The organism is Achromobacter sp. SD115, assembly GCF_017355315.1.
GTDB classification, from domain to species: Bacteria; Pseudomonadota; Gammaproteobacteria; order Burkholderiales; family Burkholderiaceae_B; genus Achromobacter; species Achromobacter xylosoxidans_B.
This window is the reverse complement of record NZ_JADIJM010000016.1, coordinates 62,081-86,177: the sequence shown is the minus strand read 5'-3', so window position 1 is coordinate 86,177 and position 24,097 is coordinate 62,081. Positions and strand designations below refer to the sequence as shown.

The 24,097-nt window shown below is 65.5% G+C and carries 24 protein-coding genes; 4 read left to right on the top strand and 20 right to left on the bottom strand.

What is annotated here, in order from left to right:
• The 15 genes from lepB to IPU70_RS21455 form a co-directional block, all read right to left on the bottom strand.
• A complete protein-coding gene (lepB, locus tag IPU70_RS21525) occupies nucleotides 1–885 on the bottom strand; it encodes a signal peptidase I (protein ID WP_207470132.1) in 885 nt (294 codons plus the stop codon).
• Nucleotides 886–907: 22 nt separating this feature from the next.
• On the bottom strand, nucleotides 908–2,701 hold the full coding sequence (lepA, locus tag IPU70_RS21520; protein ID WP_207470131.1) for a translation elongation factor 4: 1,794 nt from the start codon (nucleotides 2,699–2,701) through the stop codon (nucleotides 908–910).
• Between the two features lie 199 nt (nucleotides 2,702–2,900).
• Nucleotides 2,901–4,385, bottom strand: coding sequence for a DegQ family serine endoprotease (locus tag IPU70_RS21515; RefSeq protein ID WP_207470129.1), 1,485 nt, complete (start codon nucleotides 4,383–4,385; stop codon nucleotides 2,901–2,903).
• 40 nt (nucleotides 4,386–4,425) lie between these two features.
• Complete coding sequence (locus IPU70_RS21510; RefSeq protein WP_207470128.1) at nucleotides 4,426–5,538, bottom strand: MucB/RseB C-terminal domain-containing protein; 1,113 nt, start codon at nucleotides 5,536–5,538, stop codon at nucleotides 4,426–4,428.
• On the bottom strand, nucleotides 5,538–6,047 hold the full coding sequence (locus tag IPU70_RS21505; RefSeq protein ID WP_207470121.1) for a sigma-E factor negative regulatory protein: 510 nt from the start codon (nucleotides 6,045–6,047) through the stop codon (nucleotides 5,538–5,540). The genes IPU70_RS21510 and IPU70_RS21505 overlap by 1 nt, the downstream gene beginning before the upstream one ends.
• 12 nt (nucleotides 6,048–6,059) lie before the next feature.
• Nucleotides 6,060–6,659: an RNA polymerase sigma factor RpoE gene (gene rpoE, locus IPU70_RS21500; RefSeq protein WP_013392230.1), complete on the bottom strand. Its 600-nt coding sequence runs from the start codon at nucleotides 6,657–6,659 to the stop codon at nucleotides 6,060–6,062.
• Nucleotides 6,656–7,150 carry a hypothetical protein gene (locus IPU70_RS21495; protein WP_242702630.1) on the bottom strand — a complete coding sequence of 165 codons (495 nt, stop codon included), beginning with the start codon at nucleotides 7,148–7,150 and terminating at the stop codon, nucleotides 6,656–6,658. Before IPU70_RS21495 ends, rpoE begins: the two co-directional genes overlap by 4 nt.
• Before the next feature lies 1 nt (nucleotide 7,151).
• Nucleotides 7,152–8,381, bottom strand: coding sequence for a beta-ketoacyl-ACP synthase II (fabF, locus tag IPU70_RS21490; protein ID WP_013392228.1), 1,230 nt, complete (start codon nucleotides 8,379–8,381; stop codon nucleotides 7,152–7,154).
• Nucleotides 8,382–8,573: 192 nt separating this feature from the next.
• Complete coding sequence (acpP, locus tag IPU70_RS21485; RefSeq protein ID WP_003813816.1) at nucleotides 8,574–8,813, bottom strand: acyl carrier protein; 240 nt, start codon at nucleotides 8,811–8,813, stop codon at nucleotides 8,574–8,576.
• A 215-nt stretch (nucleotides 8,814–9,028) separates the two neighbouring features.
• A complete protein-coding gene (gene fabG, locus IPU70_RS21480; protein ID WP_207470119.1) occupies nucleotides 9,029–9,781 on the bottom strand; it encodes a 3-oxoacyl-ACP reductase FabG in 753 nt (250 codons plus the stop codon).
• 4 nt (nucleotides 9,782–9,785) lie between these two features.
• Nucleotides 9,786–10,721 (bottom strand): ACP S-malonyltransferase, encoded by a 936-nt coding sequence (fabD, locus tag IPU70_RS21475; protein WP_207470117.1) that lies wholly within the window; start codon nucleotides 10,719–10,721, stop codon nucleotides 9,786–9,788.
• A gap of 97 nt (nucleotides 10,722–10,818) precedes the next feature.
• Entirely contained in the window at nucleotides 10,819–11,805 is a 987-nt protein-coding gene (locus IPU70_RS21470) for a beta-ketoacyl-ACP synthase III (protein WP_207470116.1), read from the bottom strand.
• Nucleotides 11,805–12,872, bottom strand: a complete 1,068-nt coding sequence (gene plsX / locus IPU70_RS21465; protein ID WP_013392224.1) for a phosphate acyltransferase PlsX — start codon at nucleotides 12,870–12,872, stop codon at nucleotides 11,805–11,807. The genes IPU70_RS21470 and plsX overlap by 1 nt, the downstream gene beginning before the upstream one ends.
• 59 nt (nucleotides 12,873–12,931) lie before the next feature.
• The gene (rpmF, locus tag IPU70_RS21460; RefSeq protein WP_013392223.1) at nucleotides 12,932–13,114 is read right to left on the bottom strand and encodes a 50S ribosomal protein L32; all 183 of its coding nucleotides are present in this window, start codon (nucleotides 13,112–13,114) and stop codon (nucleotides 12,932–12,934) included.
• Nucleotides 13,115–13,166: 52 nt separating this feature from the next.
• Complete coding sequence (locus IPU70_RS21455; protein ID WP_207470114.1) at nucleotides 13,167–13,715, bottom strand: DUF177 domain-containing protein; 549 nt, start codon at nucleotides 13,713–13,715, stop codon at nucleotides 13,167–13,169.
• Nucleotides 13,716–13,867: 152 nt separating this feature from the next.
• On the opposite strand from IPU70_RS21455, the gene IPU70_RS21450 reads away from it, so the two are divergent.
• Genes IPU70_RS21450 through IPU70_RS21440 form a run of 3 tightly spaced genes read left to right on the top strand, consistent with a single transcriptional unit; the run spans nucleotide 13,868 to nucleotide 15,966 of the window.
• Nucleotides 13,868–14,470, top strand: a complete 603-nt coding sequence (locus tag IPU70_RS21450; RefSeq protein WP_207470112.1) for a Maf-like protein — start codon at nucleotides 13,868–13,870, stop codon at nucleotides 14,468–14,470.
• Entirely contained in the window at nucleotides 14,467–15,177 is a 711-nt protein-coding gene (locus IPU70_RS21445; protein WP_207470110.1) for an SAM-dependent methyltransferase, read from the top strand. Before IPU70_RS21450 ends, IPU70_RS21445 begins: the two co-directional genes overlap by 4 nt.
• Before the next feature lie 3 nt (nucleotides 15,178–15,180).
• Nucleotides 15,181–15,966, top strand: coding sequence for an N-acetylmuramoyl-L-alanine amidase (locus IPU70_RS21440; RefSeq protein ID WP_207470108.1), 786 nt, complete (start codon nucleotides 15,181–15,183; stop codon nucleotides 15,964–15,966).
• Between the two features lie 12 nt (nucleotides 15,967–15,978).
• Here the strand turns inward: IPU70_RS21440 and msrQ are convergent, their stop codons facing one another.
• From msrQ to IPU70_RS21420, 4 genes are all read right to left on the bottom strand, one after another.
• Nucleotides 15,979–16,629: a protein-methionine-sulfoxide reductase heme-binding subunit MsrQ gene (gene msrQ, locus IPU70_RS21435; RefSeq protein ID WP_207470106.1), complete on the bottom strand. Its 651-nt coding sequence runs from the start codon at nucleotides 16,627–16,629 to the stop codon at nucleotides 15,979–15,981.
• A 9-nt stretch (nucleotides 16,630–16,638) separates the two neighbouring features.
• Nucleotides 16,639–17,601 (bottom strand): protein-methionine-sulfoxide reductase catalytic subunit MsrP, encoded by a 963-nt coding sequence (msrP, locus tag IPU70_RS21430; RefSeq protein ID WP_207470266.1) that lies wholly within the window; start codon nucleotides 17,599–17,601, stop codon nucleotides 16,639–16,641.
• 170 nt (nucleotides 17,602–17,771) lie between these two features.
• Nucleotides 17,772–18,422 carry an HAD family hydrolase gene (locus tag IPU70_RS21425; RefSeq protein ID WP_013392216.1) on the bottom strand — a complete coding sequence of 217 codons (651 nt, stop codon included), beginning with the start codon at nucleotides 18,420–18,422 and terminating at the stop codon, nucleotides 17,772–17,774.
• A gap of 2 nt (nucleotides 18,423–18,424) precedes the next feature.
• Nucleotides 18,425–19,387 carry an RluA family pseudouridine synthase gene (locus tag IPU70_RS21420; RefSeq protein ID WP_207470104.1) on the bottom strand — a complete coding sequence of 321 codons (963 nt, stop codon included), beginning with the start codon at nucleotides 19,385–19,387 and terminating at the stop codon, nucleotides 18,425–18,427.
• Nucleotides 19,388–19,909: 522 nt separating this feature from the next.
• On the opposite strand from IPU70_RS21420, the gene IPU70_RS21415 reads away from it, so the two are divergent.
• A complete protein-coding gene (locus tag IPU70_RS21415) occupies nucleotides 19,910–22,954 on the top strand; it encodes an Rne/Rng family ribonuclease (protein WP_207470102.1) in 3,045 nt (1,014 codons plus the stop codon).
• 171 nt (nucleotides 22,955–23,125) lie between these two features.
• Here the strand turns inward: IPU70_RS21415 and IPU70_RS21410 are convergent, their stop codons facing one another.
• Complete coding sequence (locus IPU70_RS21410; protein ID WP_207470100.1) at nucleotides 23,126–24,022, bottom strand: LysR family transcriptional regulator; 897 nt, start codon at nucleotides 24,020–24,022, stop codon at nucleotides 23,126–23,128.
• Between the last annotated feature and the right edge of the window lie 75 nt (nucleotides 24,023–24,097).

The following is a 24,097-nucleotide window of genomic DNA, read 5'->3' as shown; positions in this document are numbered from 1 at the left end:
TCAGTTGAAGCGGCCGATGCGGCTGAGATCGCTGAAATTCATCCAGATGAAGAACGCGCGGCCGACGATATTGGATTCCGGAACGAAGCCCCAATACCGGCTGTCGGCGCTGTTATCCCGATTATCGCCCATGGCGAAAAACTGCCCTTCGGGTACTTTGCAGCGTACCCCATTACGGCTGTATTGGCAGTTCTGGCGGTTGGGAAATTGCCACATCGGCCCGTACTCCTGCGGCTTACCCTCATCCAGCAGGATTTTGTGCTCAATTTCGCCCAATTTCTCTTTAAATTGCGCGATATACGACACACGATCTGGCTCGAAATAATCGCCGTCGCGCACATGCGGCACCAATTCGCCGTTGATGTAGAGCTTTTTGTCCAGGTACGCGACCTCGTCGCCCGGCAGGCCGACCACGCGCTTGATGTAGTCGACGTCCGGATCCACGGGGTAGCGGAACACGAACACGTCGCCGCGCTGGGGCTTGCCCACCTCGATGATCTTCTTGTCGATAACCGGCAGGCGCAGGCCGTAGCTGAACTTGTTCACCAGGATCAGGTCGCCCGACTGCAGGGTCGGCAGCATGGAGCCCGACGGGATGCGGAAGGGTTCGACCACGAACGAGCGCAGCATGAACACGAACAGGATCACGGGAAAGAAGCTGACGGCGTATTCGATCCACCACGGCATGCGACGCGCGGCGTCGCCGGCTTCGCGGCGCAGGCGCTCGGCTTCCTGGGCGTCGCCGACCAGGGCCGTATCGTATTGCGCCATTGCCGCCTGGGCCCGGCGTTCGCGGCCCTTGCGCAGCACTGCCAGATCAAGCACCCAGATAATGCCGGTCAACACCAGCAAAACAAAAAGAATCAGGGCAAAGTTCCAACTCATCAGCTAACCGCCTTTTCGGGTTCTATTTGTCTTCCACTTGCAGGATGGCGAGGAACGCCTCCTGCGGAATTTCCACGCTGCCCACCTGCTTCATGCGCTTCTTGCCGGCCTTCTGCTTTTCCAGCAGCTTCTTCTTGCGCGAGATATCGCCGCCGTAGCACTTGGCCAGCACGTTCTTGCGCAGCGCCTTGACGTTTTCGCGGGCGATGATTTCAGCGCCGATGGCGGCCTGGATGACCACGTCGAACATCTGGCGCGGAATCAGGCCGCGCATGCGCGTGACCACGTCGCGGGCGCGATGGCGCGCGTTGCTGCGGTGGACGATCACGGCCAGCGCGTCGACGCGGTCATTGTTGATCAGCAGGTCCACGCGCACCACGTCGGCCGAGCGGTACTCCAGGAACTCGTAGTCCATCGAGGCATAGCCGCGCGACACCGACTTCAGCTTGTCGAAGAAGTCCAGCACGATCTCGGCCAGCGGGATCTCGTACACCAGGTGCACCTGGCGGCCGTGGTAGCTCATGTTGACCTGCGAGCCGCGCTTGTTATTGCACAGCGTCATCACAGGGCCCACGTAGTCCTGCGGCATGAACAGCGTGACCTTCACGATGGGTTCGCGGATGTCGGCGATCTTGCCCACTTCAGGCATGCGCGACGGGCTTTCCACGGTGATCACTGAACCGTCGCGCTGCTCGACTTCATACACCACCGACGGCGCGGTGGTGATGATGTCCATGTCGAATTCGCGCTCCAGGCGTTCCTGCACGATTTCCATGTGCAGCAGACCCAGGAAGCCGCAACGGAAGCCGAAGCCCAGCGCCTGCGACACTTCCGGCTCGAACATCAGCGCGGCGTCGTTCAGCTTGAGCTTGTCGAGCGAATCGCGCAGCTGGTCGTATTCGGAGCTTTCCACGGGGTACAAGCCCGCGAACACCTGCGGCTTCACTTCCTTGAAACCGGGCAGCGGCGTGGCGGCGGGCTTGTTGGCCAGGGTGACCGTGTCGCCCACCTTGGCGTCTTCCAGCTGCTTGATGCCGGCGATGATGAAACCGACCTCGCCCGCCGACAGATGCGGGCGCTGCTGCGACTTCGGCGTGAACACGCCGGTCTGCTCGCACAGGTGGGTGGCACCCGAAGCCATCAGCAGGATCTTGTCCTTGGGCTTGAGCATGCCATTGACGATGCGAACCAGCATCACCACGCCCACGTAGTTGTCGAACCACGAATCGATGATGAGCGCCTGCAGCGGCGCGTCCGGATCGCCCTTGGGCGGCGGCACGCGGGCCACGACCATCTCCAGGATCTCGTCGATGCCCATGCCGGTCTTGGCGCTGGCCAGCACCGCCTGCGACGCGTCGATGCCGATCACGTCCTCGACTTCCTGGCGGGCGCCATCGGGATCGGCCTGCGGCAGGTCCATCTTGTTCAGCACGGGCAGCACTTCCACGCCCAGTTCAATGGCGGTGTAGCAATTGGCCACGGTCTGCGCTTCGACGCCCTGCGAGGCGTCCACCACCAGCAGCGCGCCTTCGCAGGCCGACAGGGAACGGCTGACTTCATACGAGAAGTCCACGTGTCCCGGGGTGTCGATCAGGTTCAGGTTGTAGACCTTGCCGTCTTGCGCCTTGTAGTGCAGGGCGGCGGTCTGGGCCTTGATGGTGATGCCGCGCTCGCGCTCGATTTCCATGGAATCAAGGACTTGCGCCGACATCTCGCGATCCGCCAATCCGCCGCAGCGCTGGATCAGGCGATCGGCCAGGGTCGATTTGCCGTGATCGATGTGGGCAATGATGGAGAAGTTGCGAATATGCTGCATGCTTGAAATTATAAGGGACGGAACACTCGGCACATGGCCGGAAGACACCGCCGCCGGAGTACGCACGGCTGACGAGGGGGGCGCCAACGGGTCGGGCCCGGGCAAAACAAGGGGGCGCCATGCGCCCCCTCTTGCGGCAACCAGCCATTTTAGCCGGTCTTGAGCCTTTTTTCTGCGAACGCGGGGGACAGGCCCGGCATTACTTCGATGCCGGCACCGCCACCCACTGCGTCTGGTCGCCGCGGCGCACCAGCAGGCCGGCCGCGCGGCCCTTGTCCAGCTTGGCCACGAGTTCGCCGAACTGCTTGGCGCCGGTGACGTCGGTGTCGTTCAGGGCCAACACGATGTCGCCTTCCTGCAGGCCGGCCTTGCCGGCAGCGCCTTCGGCCACCTTGACCTGGACGCCGCCCTTGATGCGCAGCTTCTTCTGCACGTCGGCCGGCACGTCGACCACGCCCAGGCCCAGCGCGTTGGTGACTTCCGGCACCGGCGCCGCGCCCTTCTTGCTGGCGTTGGCGGCCTTTTCGGTCGGGATTTCGCCGACCTTGACCGACAGGGTGAGGTTCTTGCCCTTGCGCCACACTTCCATGTCGGCGCGCGTGCCCGGCTTGGTTTCGCCCACGATGCGCGGCAGATCGGACCAGCGCTTGATGGGTTCGCCGTTGAACTTGAGGATCACGTCGCCCGGCTGCACGCCGGCCTGCTCGGCAGGACCTTCGGCTTCCACGCTGCTGACCAGCGCGCCCTCGGCCTTGGGCAGGCCAATGGCTTCGGCCACGTCCTTGCCCACCTCGCCGATCTGCACGCCGACGCGACCGCGCGTGACCTTGCCGGTGGCGCGCAACTGGTCCACCACGCGCATGGCTTCATCGATCGGGATGGCCAGCGAAATGCCCATGAAACCGCCGCTGCGCGAAATGATCTGGGAGTTGATGCCCACCACCTCGCCCTGCAGGTTGATCAGTGGACCGCCCGAGTTGCCCGGGTTGACCGCCACGTCAGTCTGGATGAAGGGCAGGTATTCGCCGGTATCGCGGCCGATGGCGCTGACGATGCCGGAGGTCACGGTGGAATCCAGGCCGAACGGCGAACCGATGGCCAGCACCCACTGCCCCTTCTTGAGCTTCTTGGGATCCCCGATGACCAGCGGCGTCATGTCCTTGGCTTCGATCTTGATCAGCGCGACGTCGGTGCGTTCATCCGTGCCGATGACCTTGGCCTTGAACTCGCGGCCGTCGGTCAGCGTGACGTAGATGTCCGTCGCATCCACCACCACGTGGTTGTTGGTCAGGATGTAGCCGTCGTCCGAAATGAAGAAGCCGGAACCCACGCCGCGCGGCACGGTGCGCTCTTCGGGCTGGGAAGGCTGCGGACGCTGGCGTTGTGACGGACCGGGTTGGCCGCCGCCGGGAGGCTGGAATTCGGGGCCGAAGAACCAGCGGAACAGTTCGTAGGGATCGTTGCCGCCGCCAGGCCCCATGCCGCGCACCGGCACCGTGGCCGTGGTGCGGATGTTGACGACGGCAGGGTCGGCCTTTTCGACAATGGTCGTGAAATCAGGCAGTGTCACCGCCGGCGCCTGGGCGACGGCGGCAGGCACATAGGCGCCGGCCATCATGACGCTGGCTGCGGCCGCCATCAGAAAGCGCCGGAAAAATGCATTCGACACTGTCATTGCTTTCATAAGTGTTACTCCGAAATTGCTGCTTGCCGCAACCGGCCGATCACTTGGGTTCGGCGGCGGGCGATCCCGCGGCGGGCGACCCCGCGGCGGGCGCTGCTGCCGCGGGCGCGGCGGGCACATATTCAGTGGCTTGCGCCAGCTGTTCCAGCGTCGCGACGGGCACTTCGCCCACCGCGGTCAGCCAGAAATCAGCGATACGCGTGCCATAGACCGTGATCGCCCCGCGCTGCGCGGCGCCATGGGGAGGACGGTGGCCGCGCTGGCTGTCGTAAGGTTCGATAAACACGGAAATGGCCGCCAGTCCATCGGACAATACCATCTGGTTGACCGTAACGCCCTTGCCCATCGAACGCGCCACCTGCATGACCGGCTTGAACCCCTTCGGCGCCGGAATGCGCCAGCCCTGGGCCGCCAAGTCCACTGGCTTCATCGAGGGCTCCAGCACCTTCCAGTCGCGCGTGCTCCAGCGCGAGGTCAGCAACTGAGGATCGACTTCCGGACCCAGCCTCAGCGAGGTGAACGAGACCTGTTCGACCACGCCGCGGGCGGCGTTCAGCGTCTGGGCCTTCAGCAGCAGATTGGTTTCGACATCCGCGCACAGCCGGTAGCCGTAGCGCAGCTTGTCCAGCGGTTCGATCGTGATCAGGCGGCACTCCCGTCCGGCCACGCGGTGCAGGGCGGATTCGGCGCGGATCTTGTAAAACTCGGACAGATTCGCCGCTTCTCCCAGCAGCAGGCCGGGGAAGCGATCGCCGCGGCGGCGCTCCAGCAGCACGGTCTTGCGCTCGGGGATCAGGCACTGCACGTCTTCGTTGTGGCGCAGGTACTCGCGCGGCTGGCCGTCGAGAATTTCCAGGCGTTCGCGCTCGCCGGTACCGTCCATGACGTGCACCAGGCGCGAAGACTGGATCGTTTCGCCCTGCTGATACATGAAGACGCCGGCGTAGTCCTGCTTGCGGGCGGCTTGTTGGATGCGGGTCAGCAGTTGGACCACGTCGTCGGCGGCCGCAGGCGCGGCGTCGGCCGCGCGCGCGGGTTCGTGCGCGGCCAGGAAAGCGGTCAGAAGCGTGGCGGCAAACCAGCCGGCGCGGTGGGCCTGCAGCGTGGCGGCCCGACCCAGCACCGGCCAGCGCGAGGGAAGCACCAACGCCATCAGCGCCCCACTCCGGTGTCGAAGGACACCTGGCGCACGGCGCTGGGGCCGGCCATCTGGCGATGTGCCTCCAGATAGTCGCGCAGGCCCGTATCCTCGACGCCGGCAGCCGGCGTGGTGCTGGCATCGGCCAGCACGCGCACTTCCGAGGCTGGTTCCCCAGTCAGGTAAGGCTGCGCCACCCAGGCAACGGTCGCGACCGCCGCGGCCACGGCCAGGCCGGACAGGCCGACCCGCAATGGCGAGCGGCGCCGAGGCGCCGCAACAATGGGCAATTCCGCGTCCAGCGCCCGTGCCAGGCGGGCCTGGAAGGCCGCGCTGGGCGTCAGCGCCAGATCGGCGTTGCGCAGGGAATCACCGATCAGATGATAGGTGTCCCAGGTCTCGCGCCCCTCGCGGGACAACAAACCGGGAAATATGTCGTCGGATTCTTCTCCGTCCATCCAGGCGGAAACCGATTCCTCCCAGGAGGCCTCGGCGATCACAACGGATTTGGCTGCTGTTTGCATGACTGCCACTCCTTACCAGCGACGCTCGGCATCGGTGCCTAGCAACGGACGCAACTTGACGGCAATGGCTTCACGCGCACGAAAAATGCGGGAGCGCACCGTACCGATAGGGCAATCCATGCTTTGGGCGATGTCTTCGTAACTCATACCTTCGATTTCACGCAGGACAATTGCGGTGCGCAATTCTTCAGGCAATTCCTCGATAGCCGCGTTCACCGTCTCGGCGATTTCGCGGCTGGCGACCATGGATTCCGGCGTGCTTATATCGGTTAGGTTGTCGGTTTCGTTAAAAGTTTCACCGTCTTCCGTTTCTATCGCATTGGGCGCGCTGGGGCGCCGGCCCTGTGAGGCCAGCCAGTTGCGCGCCGTATTGATGGCGATCCGGTACAACCAAGTGTAAAAGGCGCTCTCGCCCCGGAACTGCGGCAAAGCGCGGTAGGCCTTGATGAAGGCCTCCTGGGCCACGTCCTCGATTTCCGAGGGGTCGCGGATCATGCGGGCCAAGAGGCGGAGAATCTTGCGCTGGTACTTGAGCACCAGCAGGTCAAAAGCCTTCTTGTCGCCCCGCTGGACGCGCGCGACAAGCTCAGCGTCGACTTCGCGCTCGCTCATGACGCCTCCCGCAGGCGGGCCGCCGGACGGGCGGGCCGCGCCGCGCCGGCCAGCAGGCACAGGCGCCGCCAGGACTCAGGTCGCAACGTCCGCTGCCAGACGGTGAGGGTAATTGTGCTGTTGGTAAAGGCCGTACTCCCGGTGGGCAAGGGCTGCAAAGTGAGCGTCAGCCAGCGCGGACCGCGCTGTTCCTGCAACAGTCTCGCGTCCTGCCAGCCTTGCGGCAGGCGCACCTGCCAGCGCCCTGCCCCGGCTGCCGCGCGCAATGCGGATACGGGGGACAGGCTGCTCCGTGTCGAGTGTAACAGCCCGGCCAGCACCAGCAGCAGCGCGATCGCCGTGCCCGCCTCCCATGCCATGCCGTGCCAGGACGCCGCCATCAGCGCACTGCCGCCAGCGGCGGCCAGCGCCAGGCCAAAAAGCGCCATGGCGCTTTTTGGCCTCAGGACAGGCACGCGAAACGCCCAGCGTCCCCCGAGCGGCTCGTCCAAATCAGACCCGGCGAACGGCCATCGAGCCGTTGGTGCCGCCGAAGCCGAACGAGTTGGACAGGCCGACGTCGATCTTCATCTGCCGCGCCTCGTTGGCGCAGTAATCCAGATCGCATTCCGGATCTTGATTGAAGATGTTGATCGTGGGCGGCGACACCTGGTTGTAGACCGCCAGGGTGGTGAACACCGCCTCGATGCCGCCGGCCGCGCCGAGCAGGTGCCCGGTCATGGACTTGGTCGAATTGACCACCAGCTTCTTGGCGTGATCACCGAAAGCCAGCTTCAGCGCATCGGTCTCGTTCTTGTCGCCCAGGGGCGTCGAGGTGCCGTGGGCGTTGACGTACTGGATGTCTTCCGCGTTCAAGCCGCCGTTGCGCAGCGCATTCAAAACGCCGCGGCGCGGGCCGTCCTTGTCCGGAGCCGTGATGTGGTGCGCGTCCGAGCTCATGCCATAGCCTGCGAGCTCGCCGTAGATGCGCGCGCCGCGTTTTTTGGCGTGTTCGTACTCTTCCAGCACCAGTACGCCTGCGCCCTCGCCCAGCACGAAACCGTCGCGGTCGCGGTCCCAGGGACGCGAAGCCGTTTCAGGATCGTCATTGCGGGTCGACAAGGCGCGCATGGCGGCAAAACCGCCGATGCCCAACGGCGACACGGTCGATTCGGCGCCGCCGGCCACCATGACGTCGGCATCGCCGTACTCGATCAGGCGCGCGGCATCGCCAATGCAATGCAGGCCGGTGGTGCAAGCCGACACCACCGCGTAGCTCGGACCCTTCATGCCATAGGTAATGGACAGATGGCCGGAAATCAGGTTGATCAGCGAACCGGGCACGAAGAACGGAGAAATGCGGCGCGGACCCTTGGCCAGGTATTCGACCTGGGTTTCCTCGATGCGCGGCAGGCCGCCGATGCCGGAACCCACGATCACGCCGATGCGTTCCGCGTTGGCTTCGGTGACTTCCAGGCCGCAATCGCGCCATGCCTGCATCCCGGCGGCCAGGCCGTAATGGATGAAGGTATCCATCTGGCGGGCTTCCTTGGCCGAGATATAGGTGCTGATGTCGAAGTCTTTGACTTCGCCGGCAATATGCGTGGTGATGGCCGAGGGATCGAAACGGGTGATGCGGCTGATGCCAGAACGTCCGTTGACGATATTGTCCCAAGCGGTGGTCAAGTCGTTCCCGACGGGAGAAACGATACCCAGGCCAGTGATGACGACACGTCGCTTCACGGATGACTCCTCAAACAGACAAAAGAAAGGCGGTTTTCGGGATGCGCTGCACGTGCGGCCCACACGAAAGCGGGTCGGGCTTTACTACGCCCTTCCCGCATGCGGACCGCACGGCAAATTCCTGAAACCGCCCCGATTTCCCGGTTGGCTGCGACAGATGTCGCGAGGCAACCAGAAGGGTAAAAGCCCAGCTTACTGCTTGCCGTGCGAATTGATGTAGTCAATCGCTTGTTGCACGGTCGTGATCTTTTCGGCCTCTTCGTCGGGGATCTCGGTCTCGAATTCGTCTTCGAGCGCCATGACCAGTTCGACCATGTCGAGCGAATCGGCACCGAGGTCGTCAAGGAAGGAGGATTCGTTCTTGATCTCGGCTTCGTTGACGCCAAGTTGTTCAGCGACGATCTTCTTGACGCGCTGTTCGATGCTTTCCATGCAGATCTCCAAATGGGAAAAATCCCGCGAATTATAGCCAAGCGCTGAGTTTTGCGACGCCTGGCCGTGACAAAAATAACACCGCGCACTTGATCTGTCGCCGGGAGTGGCGCAGGAAACCGGTGTGCGGCGTTTCCGGTTGAACCTCGCGTTGCCGCCCCGGTCGAGTCCGGCGGCGGCGCGGCGGAACGGGCCGCCTACGCGCGATTCGTGACTTATTGCATGTACATCCCGCCGTTGACGTGCAGGGTGGTGCCGGTAATGTAACCCGCCTGCGGCCCGGACAAAAACGCCACTGCGTGGGCGATGTCCGCGGGCGAACCCAGGCGGCCGAGCGGAATCTGCTGCAACAGGGCCGCAGTCTGATTTTCGCCCAAGGCGCGCGTCATGTCGGTATCGATGAAACCGGGCGCGACGCAGTTCACGGTGATGTTGCGGCTGCCCAGCTCGCGCGCCAGGGCGCGCGCCATGCCAGCGACGCCGGCCTTGGCGGCCGCGTAGTTGGCCTGGCCGGGGTTGCCGCTGGATCCCACCACCGACGTGACGTTGATGATGCGTCCCCAGCGGGCCTTCATCATGTTGCGCAGCACGGCGCGCGACAGGCGGAAAACCGAAGCCAGATTGGTGTCGATGACCGCCGACCAGTCCTCGTCCTTCATGCGCATTGCCAGCGTATCACGGGTGATGCCGGCGTTATTGACGAGGATATGGGGACCACCGCCTTCCTTGCCCAGCGCGTCGATCAGCGCATCGCAGGCAGCGGCGTCGGTCACGTCCAGCACCACGCCGCGACCGCCCAACGGCGCCAGCGCTTCGGTGATGGCGGCAGCGCCCGACTCGGAGGTGGCGGTGCCGACGACCGTGGCGCCGCGCGCGGCCAGTTCCTGGGCAATGGCGCGGCCGATGCCGCGGGTGGCGCCGGTCACCAGCGCGATCTTGCCCTGCAGTTCGATCGAGGTGTTGTCCATATTCTTAATTTCCGTTGACGGCGGCCAACGCGGCTTCCAGCGAAGCAGGATCGGTAATGGCCATGCCCGTGAGTTCGGGGTCGATGCGCTTGGTCAGGCCGGCCAGCACCTTGCCGGGACCGCATTCGATGATGTGCGTGACGCCCTGCGCCTTCATCGCGCGCAGGGTTTCAACCCAGCGCACAGGATGCCATGCCTGGCGCACCAGCGCATCCCGGATTGCCCCGGGCTCGACAGGCGAAGCCACGTCGACGTTGTTGATCACTTGTACCTGCGGCGTGGACACCGTCACGCCAGCCAGCGCGCCGGCCAGCACTTCGGCGGCAGGCTTGAGCAGGCTGGAATGGAACGGCGCGGACACCGGCAGCAGCAGCGCGCGCTTGGCGCCCGCCGCCTTGGCCAGCTCGCAGGCGCGCTCGACCGCGGCCTTGTGGCCCGCGATCACGACCTGCGCGGGCGCGTTGAAGTTCACGGCCTCGACGACCTCGCCCTGGGCAGCAGCCTCGCAGGCAGCGCGCACGGCGTCGTCGTCCAGGCCCAGGATGGCGGCCATGGCGCCGGTGCCCACCGGGACGGCAGCCTGCATGGCATCAGCGCGCACGCGCACCAGGCGCACGGCATCTTCGAGCGCGAGCGAGCCCGCGGCCGTCAATGCGGCGTACTCGCCCAGGCTGTGGCCGGCCACGACATCGGGCTTGCGGCCGCCTGCGGCACACCAGGCCGCGTACATCGCGACACCGGCGGTCAGCATGGCGGGTTGAGTATTGGTGGTCAGGTTGAGCTGTTCCGCGGGACCCTGCGCGATCAGCGCGCCCAGATCCTGCCCCAGCGCCTGGCTGGCCCGCGCCACGGTGTCCGTGACGGCGGCGACGCCGGACCAGGCGTCCAGCATGCCGACAGCTTGGGAACCTTGGCCAGGAAAGACAAAAGCGATTTTCATGATGGACCGTATGGATTGATTCAGTGTCTGTGTGGAATGCCAGGCACATCGTTCCGGCGGCCGTGGCGCATGTGCCACGCCGCGCCGGAGCGCGCCCTTACATGCGGGCCAGTACCGAGCCCCAGGTGAATCCGCCGCCCACGCCTTGCATCAGGATCAACTGGCCCGGCTTGACGCGGCCATCGCGGCGCGCGGCATCCAGGGCCAGCGGCACGCTGGCCGCCGAGGTGTTGGCGTGGCTGTCGACGGTGACGACGACCTTCTCGACCGGCACGGCAAGCTTGCGCGCCAGGAAATTCAGGATGCGCACGTTGGCCTGGTGCGGGATCAGCCAATCGACGTCGGCGATCTCGACGCCCGCTTCGGCGCAGGTATCGCGCGCGGAACGGTCCAGCACCGTGACGGCCTGCTTGAATACGGCCTGCCCGTCCATGCGCAGGAACGGATCGCCGGTCACGTCGCCATAGGCGACGTTGCCCGCGGCGTTCAGGATCTTGGCCTGGCTGCCGTCGGCGTGCAATTGCGCGGCCAGGATGCCGGGCTTGTCGGATGCCTTGAGCACCACGGCGCCGGCGCCATCACCGAACAGCACGCAAGTACCGCGATCGTTCCAGTCCAGGATGCGCGAGAAGACTTCGGCGCCGATCACCAGCGCGCAGCGCGCGCGGCCGGCGCGGATGAAGCTGTCCGCCGTGGTCATCGCGTAGACGAAACCGCTGCACACGGCCTGCACGTCAAATGCCGCCGAACCCTTGGCGCCGAGATTGGCCTGCACGATGCAGGCGGTGCTCGGGAACACGAAATCGGGGGTCGACGTGGCCAGCACGATCAGGTCGACCTCGGACGCGTCCACGCCCGCGTCGGCCAGCGCGCGGCGCGCGGCCTCGGTGGCAAGCTGGCTGGTGGTCACGCCGCGTTCGGCCAGATGGCGCTGGCGGATGCCGGTGCGCTCGACGATCCATTCGTCGGAAGTGGCGATGTCGCGCGTCGCCAGCTCCGCCGCCAGTTCGTCATTCGAAACCACGCGTTCCGGCAGGAAGCTGCCGGTGCCCGCGATCACGGAATATTTCATTGCGGTATCCATCAAGCGGTGTCCCCAGCCACGTTCGGCGGCGAAGCCGTTGGGCCCTCGCCAGATTGAACGCGCTTGGTAATCTGAGCGACCGTCTCGGCGGTGCGCTCCAGCAGTTTACTCACTACGGCTTCGCGGGCGCGCTGCAACGCAAATCCATAGGCGTAGACGTCCGCGGAACCATGGCTCTTGATGACCACGCCGCGCAGGCCCAGCAAGGCGGCGCCGTTATAGCGGCGGTTGTCGACGCGGGTGCGCAGGCGGTTGAGCACCGGCTTGGCCACCGCGCCGGCCAGCAGCGTGATCAGATTGCGTTTGAACTCTTCGCGAATGACGCTGGACAACATCTTCGCCAGCCCTTCGACGGACTTGAGCACGACGTTGCCGACGAAACCGTCGCAGACGACGACGTCGACCGTGCCCTTGAATATGTCATTACCTTCCACGTTGCCGTAGAAGTTGAGCGGGCTGCTTCGAAGAAGCTCGGCGGCTTCCTTGACGACTTCGTTGCCCTTGATGACCTCTTCGCCGATATTGAGCAAGCCCACGGAGGGACGCTCGCGATGATCCACCGCCTGCGACAGCGCGGCGCCCATGATGGCGAATTGGAGCAGGTGCTCGGCCGTGCAGTCCACATTCGCACCCAGGTCCAGCACCGTGGTGGCGCGGCCCGTCTGGTTCGGAATGGACGTGGCGATCGCGGGGCGGTCTATGCCGTCCAGCGTCTTGAGCACATAGCGTGAAATGGCCATCCACGCGCCGGTATTGCCCGCGGAAACGCAGGCGTCGGCGCGCCCGTCCTTGACGGACTGGGCGGCCAGGCGCATGGAGGAGTCTTTTTTGCGGCGCAGGGCGACCTCGACCGGGTCGTCCATGGTGACGACCTCGGAAGCCGCCACGATTTCAATGCGATCGCGCGCTACCCCGCGGTGCTCGGAGAGCGCCGCTTCAATAGCGTCGGGAAGCCCGACCAGCAATAGCCGGGTATCCGGAAATTGCCGGGCGAACTCGATCGCAGCCGGAATCGTGACGGGCAGACCGAAGTCTCCGCCCATACAGTCTATGGCGATGCGTATCACGGGTGCCAGGTATCAGCGCTCAGCCGAAATGGTCCGAGTACGAGTTCGGCCCGGGGGCCTTATTCGTCGGCCTTGGTCTTCAGGACCTTGCGGCCGCGGTAGAAGCCGTTGGGGCTGATGTGGTGACGCAGATGCGCTTCGCCCGTGTTGGGTTCGATCGCCGTCGGCGGGTTCACCAGAAAATCGTGCGAGCGGTGCATACCGCGCTTGGACGGGGACTTCTTGTTTTGTTGAACGGCCATGATGACTCCTAGAAACGGGGCGCATTGTACGCGATGCGGCCCGATGTTGATCTCAATCTTTGTGCTTCAGTTGTTCCAGCACCGCAAACGGCGACGGACGCTTGACAGCGGGCTCCTCGGGAGAAGCTTCGCTGACCTTGGCCAGCGCGCCCGGGCATACATCATGCTTGGGCACATACGGAACGCTCAGAATGAGCTCATCTTCGATCTGGGCCAGCAGATCAAAATGATGCGAACCCACCACCTTTTCAGGCAGGTTGGACACAAAACCATTTCCTTCTTCGTCCTCGTCGTCCTCGCCGGATGGATCCCCGTAGGAAGCATCGTCGTCGAGATCGGCCTCGGACTTGACCAGCTGCAAAAGGACTTCGCTGTCGATCGGGTACACAAACGGCTCATTGCACCGCTGGCACACCAGAACCGGATTCGCCTGAACATGGACATGCAGCAGCGGCCGGCCCAGCAAGAGGCCGGATTTACCCATTTCGCCGCGCACGGACCACGTCACCAGCCCGGCATCGCCCTGCGGTTGTTCGGGTAGCCCGTCAACCGCGCGCGTAAACCGCACAAGAGGTATGGTTCCTTGCGCTTCCTTGCCCATGTGGGCAAATGCGTATGCATCGATGCGCTTGATGTTCAGTCCTTTGCATTCGCGGGGTTGTGCATTATGCAGTGGGCTTAACGCCCAGCCATGCAAAAATCCCGCAAAACGTTAGATAATACTGTGACTTACGCATTAACGTCAAATATCGCATGCCTTCAAAGCCTAGCCTGATCCTCGCGTCCAGCTCGCGTTACCGCAAAGAACTGCTGTCCCGCCTGCGCCTGCCCTTCACGGCGATTTCCCCAGATGTAGACGAAACGCCACAGCCGGGCGAAACACCTGAAGCCCTGGCGCTGCGCCTGTCCGTGGCCAAGGCCATGGCGGTCGCCGCCAAGCATCCTGGCAGCATCGTGATCGGCTCGGACCAGGTGGCCACCGTGGACGGACAGCCCATAGGCAAGCCGGGGGATTTCCCGCGCGCCCTGGCGCAATTGCGAGCCTTGTCAGGTCAGATCGTGGAATTCCACAGCGCCCTGGCGGTCACCGACGGCCAACGGGTGGAAAAAGCCGACATTGTCACGCGCTGCCGTTTCCGCCCGTTGACGGACCGCGCCATCGAGGCCTATCTGCGCGCCGAGGAACCTTACGATACCGCAGGCAGCGCCAAGGCGGAAAGCCTGGGTATCGCGCTGATGGAAAGCATCCAGAGCGACGACCCCACCGCCATCATCGGCCTGCCGCTGATCGCGCTGACCGGCATGCTGGCGCAGTTCGGCCTGGATCCGCTGGACGCCCCTGGAGCGCCCGCATGAGCGGCGCGCTGCACCTGATCCCGGTCGGCCTGGGCGAAGCGCCGCCCGAGCGCTGGCTGCCCGCCGAGGTCCGCGCCCTGGCGGGCCGGCTGGACACCTATATCGCCGAAAACGCCAAGACCGCCCGCGCCTTCCTCAAGCTGATCGGCACCACCCGGCCGCTGCAGGAAATCACCATCCACACCCTGAACGACAAGACCGATGCCGCCCAGATCAAGGCCTGGCTCGAACCTGCGCGCAAGGGTGCGGAAATCGGCCTGGTTTCCGAGGCCGGCTGCCCCGCCGTCGCGGATCCGGGCGCCAAGGTCGCGGACGCCGCCCATCGGCTCGGCATAACCGTCAAGCCCTGGGTCGGCCCCTCCTCCATCCTGCTGGGCCTGATGGCCAGCGGCCTGGACGGCCAGCGCTTCGCCTTCCATGGCTATGCGCCGGTGGACCCGGCAGAACGCGCCAAGCAGTTGCGCGCCTGGGAACAGCACTCGGCCAAGCATAACCAGACCCAACTGCTGATCGAGACCCCCTACCGCAATACCGCCATGTTCACCACGCTGCTGGCCAGCCTGAAGGGCGACACCAAGCTGTGCGTGGCGCGCTCGGTCACAACCGCCGACGAATGGATCGTCACCCGCAGCGTGGCCGACTGGAAAAAGCAGCCAGCGCCCCAGCTCGACAAGCTGCCCACGCTGTTCCTCTTCCTGGCGCACTGACCCATGCGCCACCTGATTCTTGCGCCGCTCGCCGCGGCCATCCTGGCAGGGTGCGCCGCGCGCGGCCCCGCCGGCCTGGACCTGGACACTTCGGTCACCGCGGTCAGCCAGGCCAGCCGGGTGCGCAGCATCGTGCTGCACTACACCAGCGTCGACGACGCCCGCTCGATGGAGTTGCTCTCCAAGGGCAAGGTCAGCTCCCACTACCTGGTCAACGACGCCGGGCGCGTCTACCGGCTGGTGGACGAGAACCGCGCCGCCTGGCACGCCGGCGCCAGCTCCTGGTACGGCAACATCGCCATGAACAGCACATCCATCGGCATAGAAATCGTTAATCCGGGCTGGACGGAAGGCACGGACGACAAGCCCGTCTGGCACCCCTACAACGACCGGCAATTGCGCGCACTGACCATATTGCTGCGCGATATCGCCCAACGGCACGGCATCGCGCCCGAAAACATCGTGGGCCATAGCGACATCGCCCCGCAGCGCAAGGTCGACCCGGGCCCCCTTTTCCCCTGGAAAGCGCTGGCGGCGGCTGGAATCGGGCGCTGGTATGACGAAACCGGCGCCGCCGAGCACTTGGCGCGGCTGCAGGCCCAGGGCGTCCCCGACGTGGCGTGGTTCCAGAAGCAGTTGGCGCGGCTGGGCTACGCCTGCCCACAGGACGGCACGCTGGATCCGGCCACGATCGGCGCGCTAGCAGCCTTCCAGATGCACTACCGGCCGGCGCTGTACGACGGCCAGCCCGACGCGGAGACCGCCGCCATCATGCTGGCGATGCTATAGGACCGGCCAGCCTCAGCGTCGCGCGCGCAGCCACGCGACCAGCCGCCAGCCCAGCAGCAGGGCCAGCACAGCGGCGTACATGGCGGGCTGCGCCAAATCATTCTTGCCGGCCTTGTGCCACCAATAATGCAGCACCGCCAACAGCCCGATGACATAGATGGCGCGATGCAGGCTCTGCCAGCGCTTGCCCAGCTTGCGCATGGCCCATTGCGTCGAGGTGGCCGCAAGCGCGGCCATCAGCACGAACGCCGCGAATCCCACCATGATGAAGGGACGTTCGCCGATATCGCGCAGCATGCCCGCCGGATCGAAGCCGCGGTCCCACCAGACCCAGGCCATGAAGTGCATGAAGCCATAGAAGAACGCGAACAGGCCACACATGCGGCGCAAGCGCACCAGGGCCGGCTGCCCCGTCAGCCGGCGCAGCGGCGTGATGGCCAAGGTAACGAGCAGGCAGACCAGGGTCCAGGTGCCCGATGAGCGGGTCAGGAACTCGACGGGATTCGCCGTCAGCCCGTTGTTCACGCCCAACCAGATCCAGCGCGCGAAAGGCGCCAGCCCGAGCAGGAACAGGAACGGCTTGAAGCGTCCTACCGCCTTGGCGGAAAGCTGGGTCTTGCGCGGCGGCGCGGCGGGAACCGCCTGCGGAGTGCCATCAGGCATACAAACGCCTCAATAGTTCGCCTTCAGATCCATGCCCTGGTAGAGCGACGCCACCTGCTCGCCATAACCGTTGAACATCAAGGTCTTGCGCTTGGGCGAGAACAGGCCGTCCTCGCCGATGCGGCGCTCGGTGGCCTGGCTCCAGCGCGGATGCGGCACGTCCGGATTCACATTGGCGTAAAAACCATATTCCTGCGGCGCCGCCTTGATCCAGGACGACACGGGCGGCTTTTCCACCAGGCGGATCTTCACCAGGGACTTGGCCGACTTGAAACCGTATTTCCAGGGCACCGCCAAGCGGAGCGGCGCGCCGTTCTGGTTCGGCAACACCTTGCCGTAGACGCCGAACACCAGCATGGCCAGGGGATTCATGGCCTCGTCGATGCGCAGGCCTTCCACGTAGGGCCAGTCCAGGACTCCGGTGCGCACGCCTGGCATGTTCTCGCGCTGCACGGCGGTCACGAATTCCACGTACTTGGCGTTGCCGGTAGGTTCGACCTGCTGAAGCAGCGCCGACAGCGAATAACCCACCCAGGGAATCACCATGGACCAGCCCTCGACGCAGCGCAGCCGATAGACGCGATCTTCCATCGGCGCCAGCTTGAGCAACTCTTCGATGGAAAACGTGCGCGGCTTGCCGACTTCGCCCTCGACGCTCACGCTCCAGGGACGGGTCTGCAATTTGCCGGCATTGGCGGCAGGATCGTCCTTATCCATGCCGAATTCGTAGTAGTTGTTGTACGAGGTGATGTCGGCCAGCGAGGTCTGCTTGTCCATGACGCTCAGCGCGGCGTTGGCCTTGCCCGACAGGGCGCCGGCCTCCTGCGCGTGCGCGCTGCGCGTGGCCCAGCCTGGCAGGCCCGCGGCGGCGGCAACCACGCCGGCGCGCAGCATCAGTTCGCGGCGCGAACGCCAGACAGCCTCGGAGGTGATCTCGGACGGAAGAAAATCGTCAGGCTTGCGTATCAGCATCATGGTCTCCGGTGTAGCGCCCGCAGGATCATGGGCGCGCCCTGCGCAAGCCATGGACGCCGCGCCGCCCCATGATATTCCGCGGCAGGCGGCGCTTGCGGGTATTTCCTATAGACCCGTGCCGGCGGCAGGTGTTCCGCGTCCGGGGAAACCCGGGCGACAGACAGCGGTTAGACCCGCGGCAGCAGCCATTCGCGCACCTTCGGCACGCTATCGAGCACTGCCTGGGGCGAGCAACCCTCAAGTTCCTTCAGGGTGTGCGCGCCATAGGTCACGCCCAGGCCGTGCACGCCGGCGTTGATCGCCATCTGCAGGTCGTGCGAGGTGTCACCCACCATCACCACGCGATCCGGATCCACGTCCAACTCTTGCATCAGCTCATGCAGCATCGCGGGATGCGGCTTGCTGAAAGTCTCGTCAGCGGTGCGGGTGGCGTCGAACAGCGGCCCCAGGCCGGTCGCGGCCAGCGCGCGGGTCAGGCCCACGCGGCTCTTGCCGGTTGCCACCGCCAGGCGCACGTTCTGCCCCGCCAGTTCGGCCAGCAATTCCTGCACACCCTCGAACAGGCGCAACTCCGGGTCGCGCAGCAGGTAATGCGTGCGGTAGCGCTCCAGGAAACGCGGCAGCATCGCCTGCGTCAGGTCCGGCACCGCGCGGCGCAGGGCGCTTTCCAGGGACAGGCCTATCACCCAGCTGGCGTCGGATGCCGACGGCACCGCCAGCTCCAGATCGCGGCAGGCGCCCTGGATGGCTGCCACGATGCTGTGCGTGGAATCCATCAGGGTGCCATCCCAGTCAAAAACGACCAGCGAATACGACATAATCAGACCGACTCCAGTTGTTTCAGTATTTGCCGGCAGGCGGGGGGCAGCTCGGCGGTAAGCGTCAGGGGCTCGCCCGTCACCGGGTGGGCCAGGGTCAATTGGTGGGCGTGCAGGAACATCCTGCCAAAGCCCATGCGCGCGAACTGCGCCCGCACCTCGTCGCGGCCGTACTTGTCGTCGCCCACGATGGGAAAGCCGCTGGCGGCCAAGTGCACCCGGATCTGGTGGGTGCGGCCAGTACGCAATTCGGCGTCGACCAGACTATAGCCACCAAACCGCTGCTTGAGCGTGACGATGGTATGCGCCGACTGGCCGTCCGGATCGACCTTTACCCGGCGTTCACCCGACTGGGTGGTCCATTTGGACAGGCCCAGCTTGATATGCTGGCGGTCATTGACCCAATCGCCCTCGACCAGGGCCAGGTAATGCTTGTCCCCTTTTCCTTCGCGCAGCATGGCATGCAGCGCCAGCAAGGCGCTGCGCTTCTTGGCCACCATCAAAAGACCGGAGGTTTCCCGATCCAGGCGGTGGACCAGCTCCAGGAACTTGGCGCCGGGCCGGGCGGCCCGCAATTGTTCGATCACACCAAACGACACGCCACTGCCGCCATGGACCGCCACGCCAGCGGGCTTGTCCACCACCAGCAGGGCCTCGTCCTCGAACACCACCGGGAATTCCGCGCCAGGCACCGGACGGGGCTTGCCCGGATCGGGCAAGCGCAAGGGCGGAATGCGCACCACATCGCCTTCGGCGACCCGATAGTCGGCAGAAGTGCGTCCCTTATTTATCCGCACCTCGCCGCCGCGAATGGCCTTGTAGATGTGGGTTTTGGGGACGCCCTTGCACAGCCTGGCCAGAAAGTTGTCCAGGCGCTGGCCGGCCTGCTCGGCATCGACCTCCACCATGCGGACGGCGGGGGGAGCTTTAGAGAGGGTTTTCGAGGAGGAAGTTTCTTTGCGCATTGCGGAAAGCGACATATAATCGGGACAGCCTAAAGGGGCTGAACTAGCCGCCTGACGTAGAGATGCAACGTTACGCAACTCCGTCGAGCGCGCGGGCCGCCATTGTACTGCCTGCTCATTCAACCCCTGGGGTCATTTGGTCGCCGGCGCAACCGCGCCCTGCCGGATAGTGGTGTGGCATTCATTTTGCCCGCTGTCCCAGCAGGTCCGTTGCATGCCGCAAGCGGCTCTGAAGCACCGCAAGAATCGTCGCATATTTAAAGCACCAGCTGCGCGTGGGCAACCAATCCGACCGCAACTGCCGTTCACAGCACTTTTCCGTCAAACCACATTCAGTGAAGCTGACCCTCCTGCTGACAGAACCCCGAGCCCCACGGCTCGACGTGCCCGCCTGACCCGCGGCGGATACGCCTGGGCGCCGCCCAGGTACGGTCCGCATTTCTTGCCCGCTTCAGCCGCAGCCCGAGTGACCCGAGGTCACGCGCCGATATCGGCGCGTCATGACAACGGAGAACCCCTCTCATGAAGCGCATGCTGTTCAATGCGACGCATCAGGAAGAATTACGCGTCGCTATCGTCGATGGGCAAAAACTCATCGACCTCGACATCGAGACTGCCGGCCGCGAACAACGCAAAGGCAACATCTACAAAGGTGTCATCACCCGGATCGAACCTGGCCTCGAGGCTTGCTTCGTCAACTACGGCGAAGACCGCCACGGCTTCCTGCCCTTCAAGGAAGTAGCCCGCAGCTTCTTCAAGGAAGGCGTGGACGTCCGCAGCGCCCGCATCCAGGACGCCCTGCGCGAAGGCCAGGAACTGATCGTCCAGGTTGAAAAGGAAGAGCGCGGCAACAAGGGCGCCGCCCTGACCACGTTCATCTCGCTGGCCGGCCGCTATCTGGTCCTGATGCCCAACAACCCCCGCGGCGGCGGTGTTTCGCGCCGCGTCGAGGGCGAGGACCGCCAGGAACTGCGCGACACCATGGAGCAGCTCGATCTGCCCCAGGGCATGAGCATCATCGCCCGCACCGCCGGTATCGGCCGCAACGTCGAAGAGCTCCAGTGGGACCTGTCCTATCTGTTGCAGCTCTGGACGGCCATCGACGGCGCCGCGCGCGACAACTCCGCGCCCATCCTGATCTACCTGGAATCCAGCCTGGTCATCCGGGCCATCCGCGACTACTTCTCCCCGGAAATCGGTGAGATCCTCATCGATACCGACGAGATCGCCGACCAGGCCACGGCCTTCATGAGCGTGGTAATGCCGGACAACGTCCAGCGCGTCAAACGCTACCGCGACGATATCCCGCTGTTCTCCCGTTTCCAGATCGAACACCAGATCGAAACGGCCTACTCGCGCACGGTGACACTGCCTTCGGGCGGCGCCATCGTCATCGACCACACCGAAGCCCTGGTTTCCGTGGACGTCAACTCGGCCCGCTCCACGCGCGGCGCCGATATCGAGGAAACCGCGCTGCGCACCAACTCGGAAGCGGCCGACGAAGTGGCCCGCCAGTTGCGCTTGCGCGACCTGGGCGGCCTGATCGTCATCGACTTCATCGACATGGAGGACAGCAAGAACCAGCGCGCCGTCGAACAGCGCCTGCGTGACGCCCTCCATTTCGACCGCGCCCGCGTCCAGATGGGCAAGATTTCGCGCTTCGGCCTGATGGAACTGTCGCGCCAGCGCCTGCGCCCGGCCCTGAACGAAGGCTCGCACATCACCTGCCCGCGCTGCAACGGCACCGGCGTGATCCGTGACGCCGAGTCCAGCGCCCTGCACGTGCTGCGTCTGCTGCAAGAAGAAGCAATGAAGGAAAACACTGCCGCCGTGCACGCCCAAGTGCCGGTCGACGTGGCCACCTATCTGCTGAACGAAAAGCGCGCCGACATCACCAAGATGGAAGCCCGCCTCAAGGTCAACCTGATGCTGATCCCCAACAAGCATCTGGAAACCCCGCACCACCACATCGAGCGCCTGCGCCACGACGATCCGCGCCTGGAAGAGCTGAAGACCAGTTTCGAACTGGTTGAAGCTCCGGCCACGGACGCCCCCTGGCAGCCGCGCGAACATGAAATCAAGTCGCGTCCGGAAGCGCTGGTCAAGGGCATCACGCCCTCGCAGCCGGCTCCGGTTTCGACCCCGGCCCCGGCCGCGGCGGCTCCCGCTCCGGCAACAACCGGCGGTCTGGGCGGCCTGTTCAAGCGCCTGTTCGGCTGGCTGGGAGGCAGCTCCGAGGCGGCCAAGCCGGCTCCCGCCGCCCAGGAAGACAGCGCCAAGCGCGCCAGCTCCGGCCGCGGCAAGGGACGTAGCGGCCATGACGGCCAGGAACGCCGTGGCGAACGCCATGGTTCGGACCGCAACCGCAACCGCCGTGGCGAGTCGCGCGGCGAAGGCGCCGAAGGCAGCGAAGGCGGCCGCCATCACGTGCGCGGCAACCGCCGTCCCGAAGGCGAACGCCAGGAACGCGGCGATCGCAACAACCGCAACGAAGCCCGCGGCGAACGCGACACCCAGGCCACGCAAGCGGCCCTGGCGTCCAGCCGTCCCGAGCAAGCCGTGGAAGCCGGCGGCGAAGATGCCGGCGCCGGTCGCAACCGCCGCCGCGGTCGTGGCCGCAATCGCCGCGAGGAAGGCCAGTCCGACGCCCCGATGAGCGAACAGGAAAGCATGGTCGCCGCCCTGGCGCAGACGGTTGCCACCGCCCTGCCCGAGACCAAGCCTGCCCCTGAAGCTGCCGAGCTGGTCGCCGGAACCTCCGAAACCGTCGAACAGGCCGCCGATGGCGTGCCCGGCATCGAAGGTGCCGAAGGCGCGGCCGATCCCGAGCGCAAGCGCCGCCGCCGCCGCAGCCGCCGTGGCCGCCGCAGCCCGGACGAAGCTGGCTTGGCCGGCAGCGACGAGCAACTGGACGATGGCGTCGACGAAGACGGCGCCGAGCCCTCGGAAGACGCCGCTGCCCAGCCCGCCGTGACCACCGCGCAAGCCGTGGAACCGGCGCCGGTCCAGCAGGTCGCAGCCGCTCCGGCCCAGGTCCAGCAAGTCGAAGCTGCTCCGGCTGAACCCGCCAAGGTTGCCGCCGCGCCGGTTGAAGCCCAGCAGGCCGAAGCCGTGCAAGCCGTTGAACCCGTGGCCCAGCCCGTGCAAACGGCAGCCGCCGAGGTGACGCAGCCGGTTTCCGTGCAGGCCGCGACCGAGGTTTCCGCCCCCGCAGCGTCCGAACAGGCACCGGTGGAAGCCGCTGCCGTCGAACCCGTGGCCGCCCCCGCGCCCGTCGCCCCTGCTGCGCCCGTGGTCCAGGAAACGGCGGCCCCGGCGCCTGCCGCCGCGCCCGCAGCCAGCCAACCCATCGTAGTGCCGGCTGCCACCCCGTCGGCCAAGGCTCAGGCTCTGCATGACGTGGTCAACGCCGCCGGCCTGCAATGGGTGGAAACCGATCCGGACCGCCACGCCCAAACCCAGCTGCGCATCGCCGCCGCGCACACGCCGGTCCGCCTGGGCCGCGAGCGCAAGCCGGTCGCGTCCGTTTCCAACGAGCCGCTGGTTCAGGTCGAAACGCGCCACTAAGCCGCAAGCCCGCAAGGGCTTGCGACGGGCAATACCCCGCACCCCGGGAGCTGGATAGCGATCCAGTTCCCGGGGTGTTTTTCATTATGAAGGGCCGACGCGTGGTCACGCTGATGCGGCCCATTCCCGCTGCGCCGGCCCCAAACGCGATGCGCCGGCACGCCGCGCCGCTCAATCGCCCTCTATCCGCTCCGCAGGCAGGTTCAAGGCCAGCCCGGCCTCTTCCACGAACGCTTCCGCCAGCGCCGAATGCGGCATGTGCCGGGCCCAGAGAATCCCCATGCGGCGCAGCGGCGCGCGCCCGGGCAGCGGCACGCGCTTGACGCGCCGGCTGTCCAGCCAATCCGGCGCCCAGTCGGGCACCAGCGACACTCCCAGCCCTTCCGACACCATGCAGGCGATGCCCATCAGTCCGTCAACCTCCAGGCGTTCGCGCGGCACGATGCCGTGCTGGCGCAGGTACTGGTCCGCCAGGCGGCCGCCCCATACATTGCGGTCGTAGCGGATGAAGGGCTGGGTGCCCATCAGCTCGTGGGCGTCGTTGCTCGCGGTATCGGGCGGCGCCAGCACCACCAGCGGCTCCTCCGCCACCAGTTTCCAGGCATAACCCTTGGACAGGTTGAACTGGGGCTTGACGATAAAGGCCGCGTCCAGGTCGCCATTGATCACCCGGTGATACAGATGATTGGACGTACCCGGCTCCACGAAGACGGCAAGTTTGGGCAGGCGCCGGTACAGGCGCGCCAGCACGGTGGGCATGATGCCCGTCAGCGCCGACACCGACACGCCCAGGCGCAGTTCGCCCAACGGCGCGTCGTCGCTGGCGCTGGCACGCAAGTCCCGCACTTCACGCAGCACGCCGCGGGCGCGCTCCAGCACCTTCAAGCCCGCCTCGGTGGCCTTGACGCTGCGGCCGACGCGCTTGATGAGCGTGGCGCCCAACTCCTCTTCCAGGGTGCGCACCCGTGCCGCGATGGCGGCAGGCGTCAGGTCCAGCCGGCGCGCCGCCTCCGCCAGCGATCCGCATTCGACCACTGACACAAAACTCTGCACATATCTCGTATCCAAGATGTCCCCTTTTTTTCTGTATGCTCGGCTTGCGCCAGGGCAAACCACAACAATTTTATGGATTGAAGCAATTAA

Bases quoted from the DNA above. Each gene is read 5' to 3' on its own strand.
- acpP (WP_003813816.1), bottom strand. From the start codon at position 8,813: ATGGAAAGCATCGAACAGCGCGTCAAGAAGATCGTCGCTGAACAACTT.
- IPU70_RS21470 (WP_207470116.1), bottom strand. From the start codon at position 11,805: ATGGATACCGCAATGAAATATTCCGTGATCGCGGGCACCGGCAGCTTC.
- fabD (WP_207470117.1), bottom strand. From the start codon at position 10,721: ATGAAAATCGCTTTTGTCTTTCCTGGCCAAGGTTCCCAAGCTGTCGGC.
- IPU70_RS21505 (WP_207470121.1), bottom strand. From the start codon at position 6,047: ATGCAAACAGCAGCCAAATCCGTTGTGATCGCCGAGGCCTCCTGGGAG.
- IPU70_RS21445 (WP_207470110.1), top strand. From the start codon at position 14,467: ATGAGCGGCGCGCTGCACCTGATCCCGGTCGGCCTGGGCGAAGCGCCG.
- rpoE (WP_013392230.1), bottom strand. From the start codon at position 6,659: ATGAGCGAGCGCGAAGTCGACGCTGAGCTTGTCGCGCGCGTCCAGCGG.
- IPU70_RS21425 (WP_013392216.1), bottom strand. From the start codon at position 18,422: ATGTCGTATTCGCTGGTCGTTTTTGACTGGGATGGCACCCTGATGGAT.
- IPU70_RS21510 (WP_207470128.1), bottom strand. From the start codon at position 5,538: ATGGCGTTGGTGCTTCCCTCGCGCTGGCCGGTGCTGGGTCGGGCCGCC.
- IPU70_RS21415 (WP_207470102.1), top strand. From the start codon at position 19,910: ATGAAGCGCATGCTGTTCAATGCGACGCATCAGGAAGAATTACGCGTC.
- IPU70_RS21455 (WP_207470114.1), bottom strand. From the start codon at position 13,715: ATGGGCAAGGAAGCGCAAGGAACCATACCTCTTGTGCGGTTTACGCGC.
- IPU70_RS21450 (WP_207470112.1), top strand. From the start codon at position 13,868: ATGCCTTCAAAGCCTAGCCTGATCCTCGCGTCCAGCTCGCGTTACCGC.
- IPU70_RS21420 (WP_207470104.1), bottom strand. From the start codon at position 19,387: ATGCGCAAAGAAACTTCCTCCTCGAAAACCCTCTCTAAAGCTCCCCCC.
- rpmF (WP_013392223.1), bottom strand. From the start codon at position 13,114: ATGGCCGTTCAACAAAACAAGAAGTCCCCGTCCAAGCGCGGTATGCAC.
- IPU70_RS21515 (WP_207470129.1), bottom strand. From the start codon at position 4,385: ATGAAAGCAATGACAGTGTCGAATGCATTTTTCCGGCGCTTTCTGATG.
- lepB (WP_207470132.1), bottom strand. From the start codon at position 885: ATGAGTTGGAACTTTGCCCTGATTCTTTTTGTTTTGCTGGTGTTGACC.
- msrQ (WP_207470106.1), bottom strand. From the start codon at position 16,629: ATGCCTGATGGCACTCCGCAGGCGGTTCCCGCCGCGCCGCCGCGCAAG.
- fabG (WP_207470119.1), bottom strand. From the start codon at position 9,781: ATGGACAACACCTCGATCGAACTGCAGGGCAAGATCGCGCTGGTGACC.
- msrP (WP_207470266.1), bottom strand. From the start codon at position 17,601: ATGCTGATACGCAAGCCTGACGATTTTCTTCCGTCCGAGATCACCTCC.
- lepA (WP_207470131.1), bottom strand. From the start codon at position 2,701: ATGCAGCATATTCGCAACTTCTCCATCATTGCCCACATCGATCACGGC.
- IPU70_RS21440 (WP_207470108.1), top strand. From the start codon at position 15,181: ATGCGCCACCTGATTCTTGCGCCGCTCGCCGCGGCCATCCTGGCAGGG.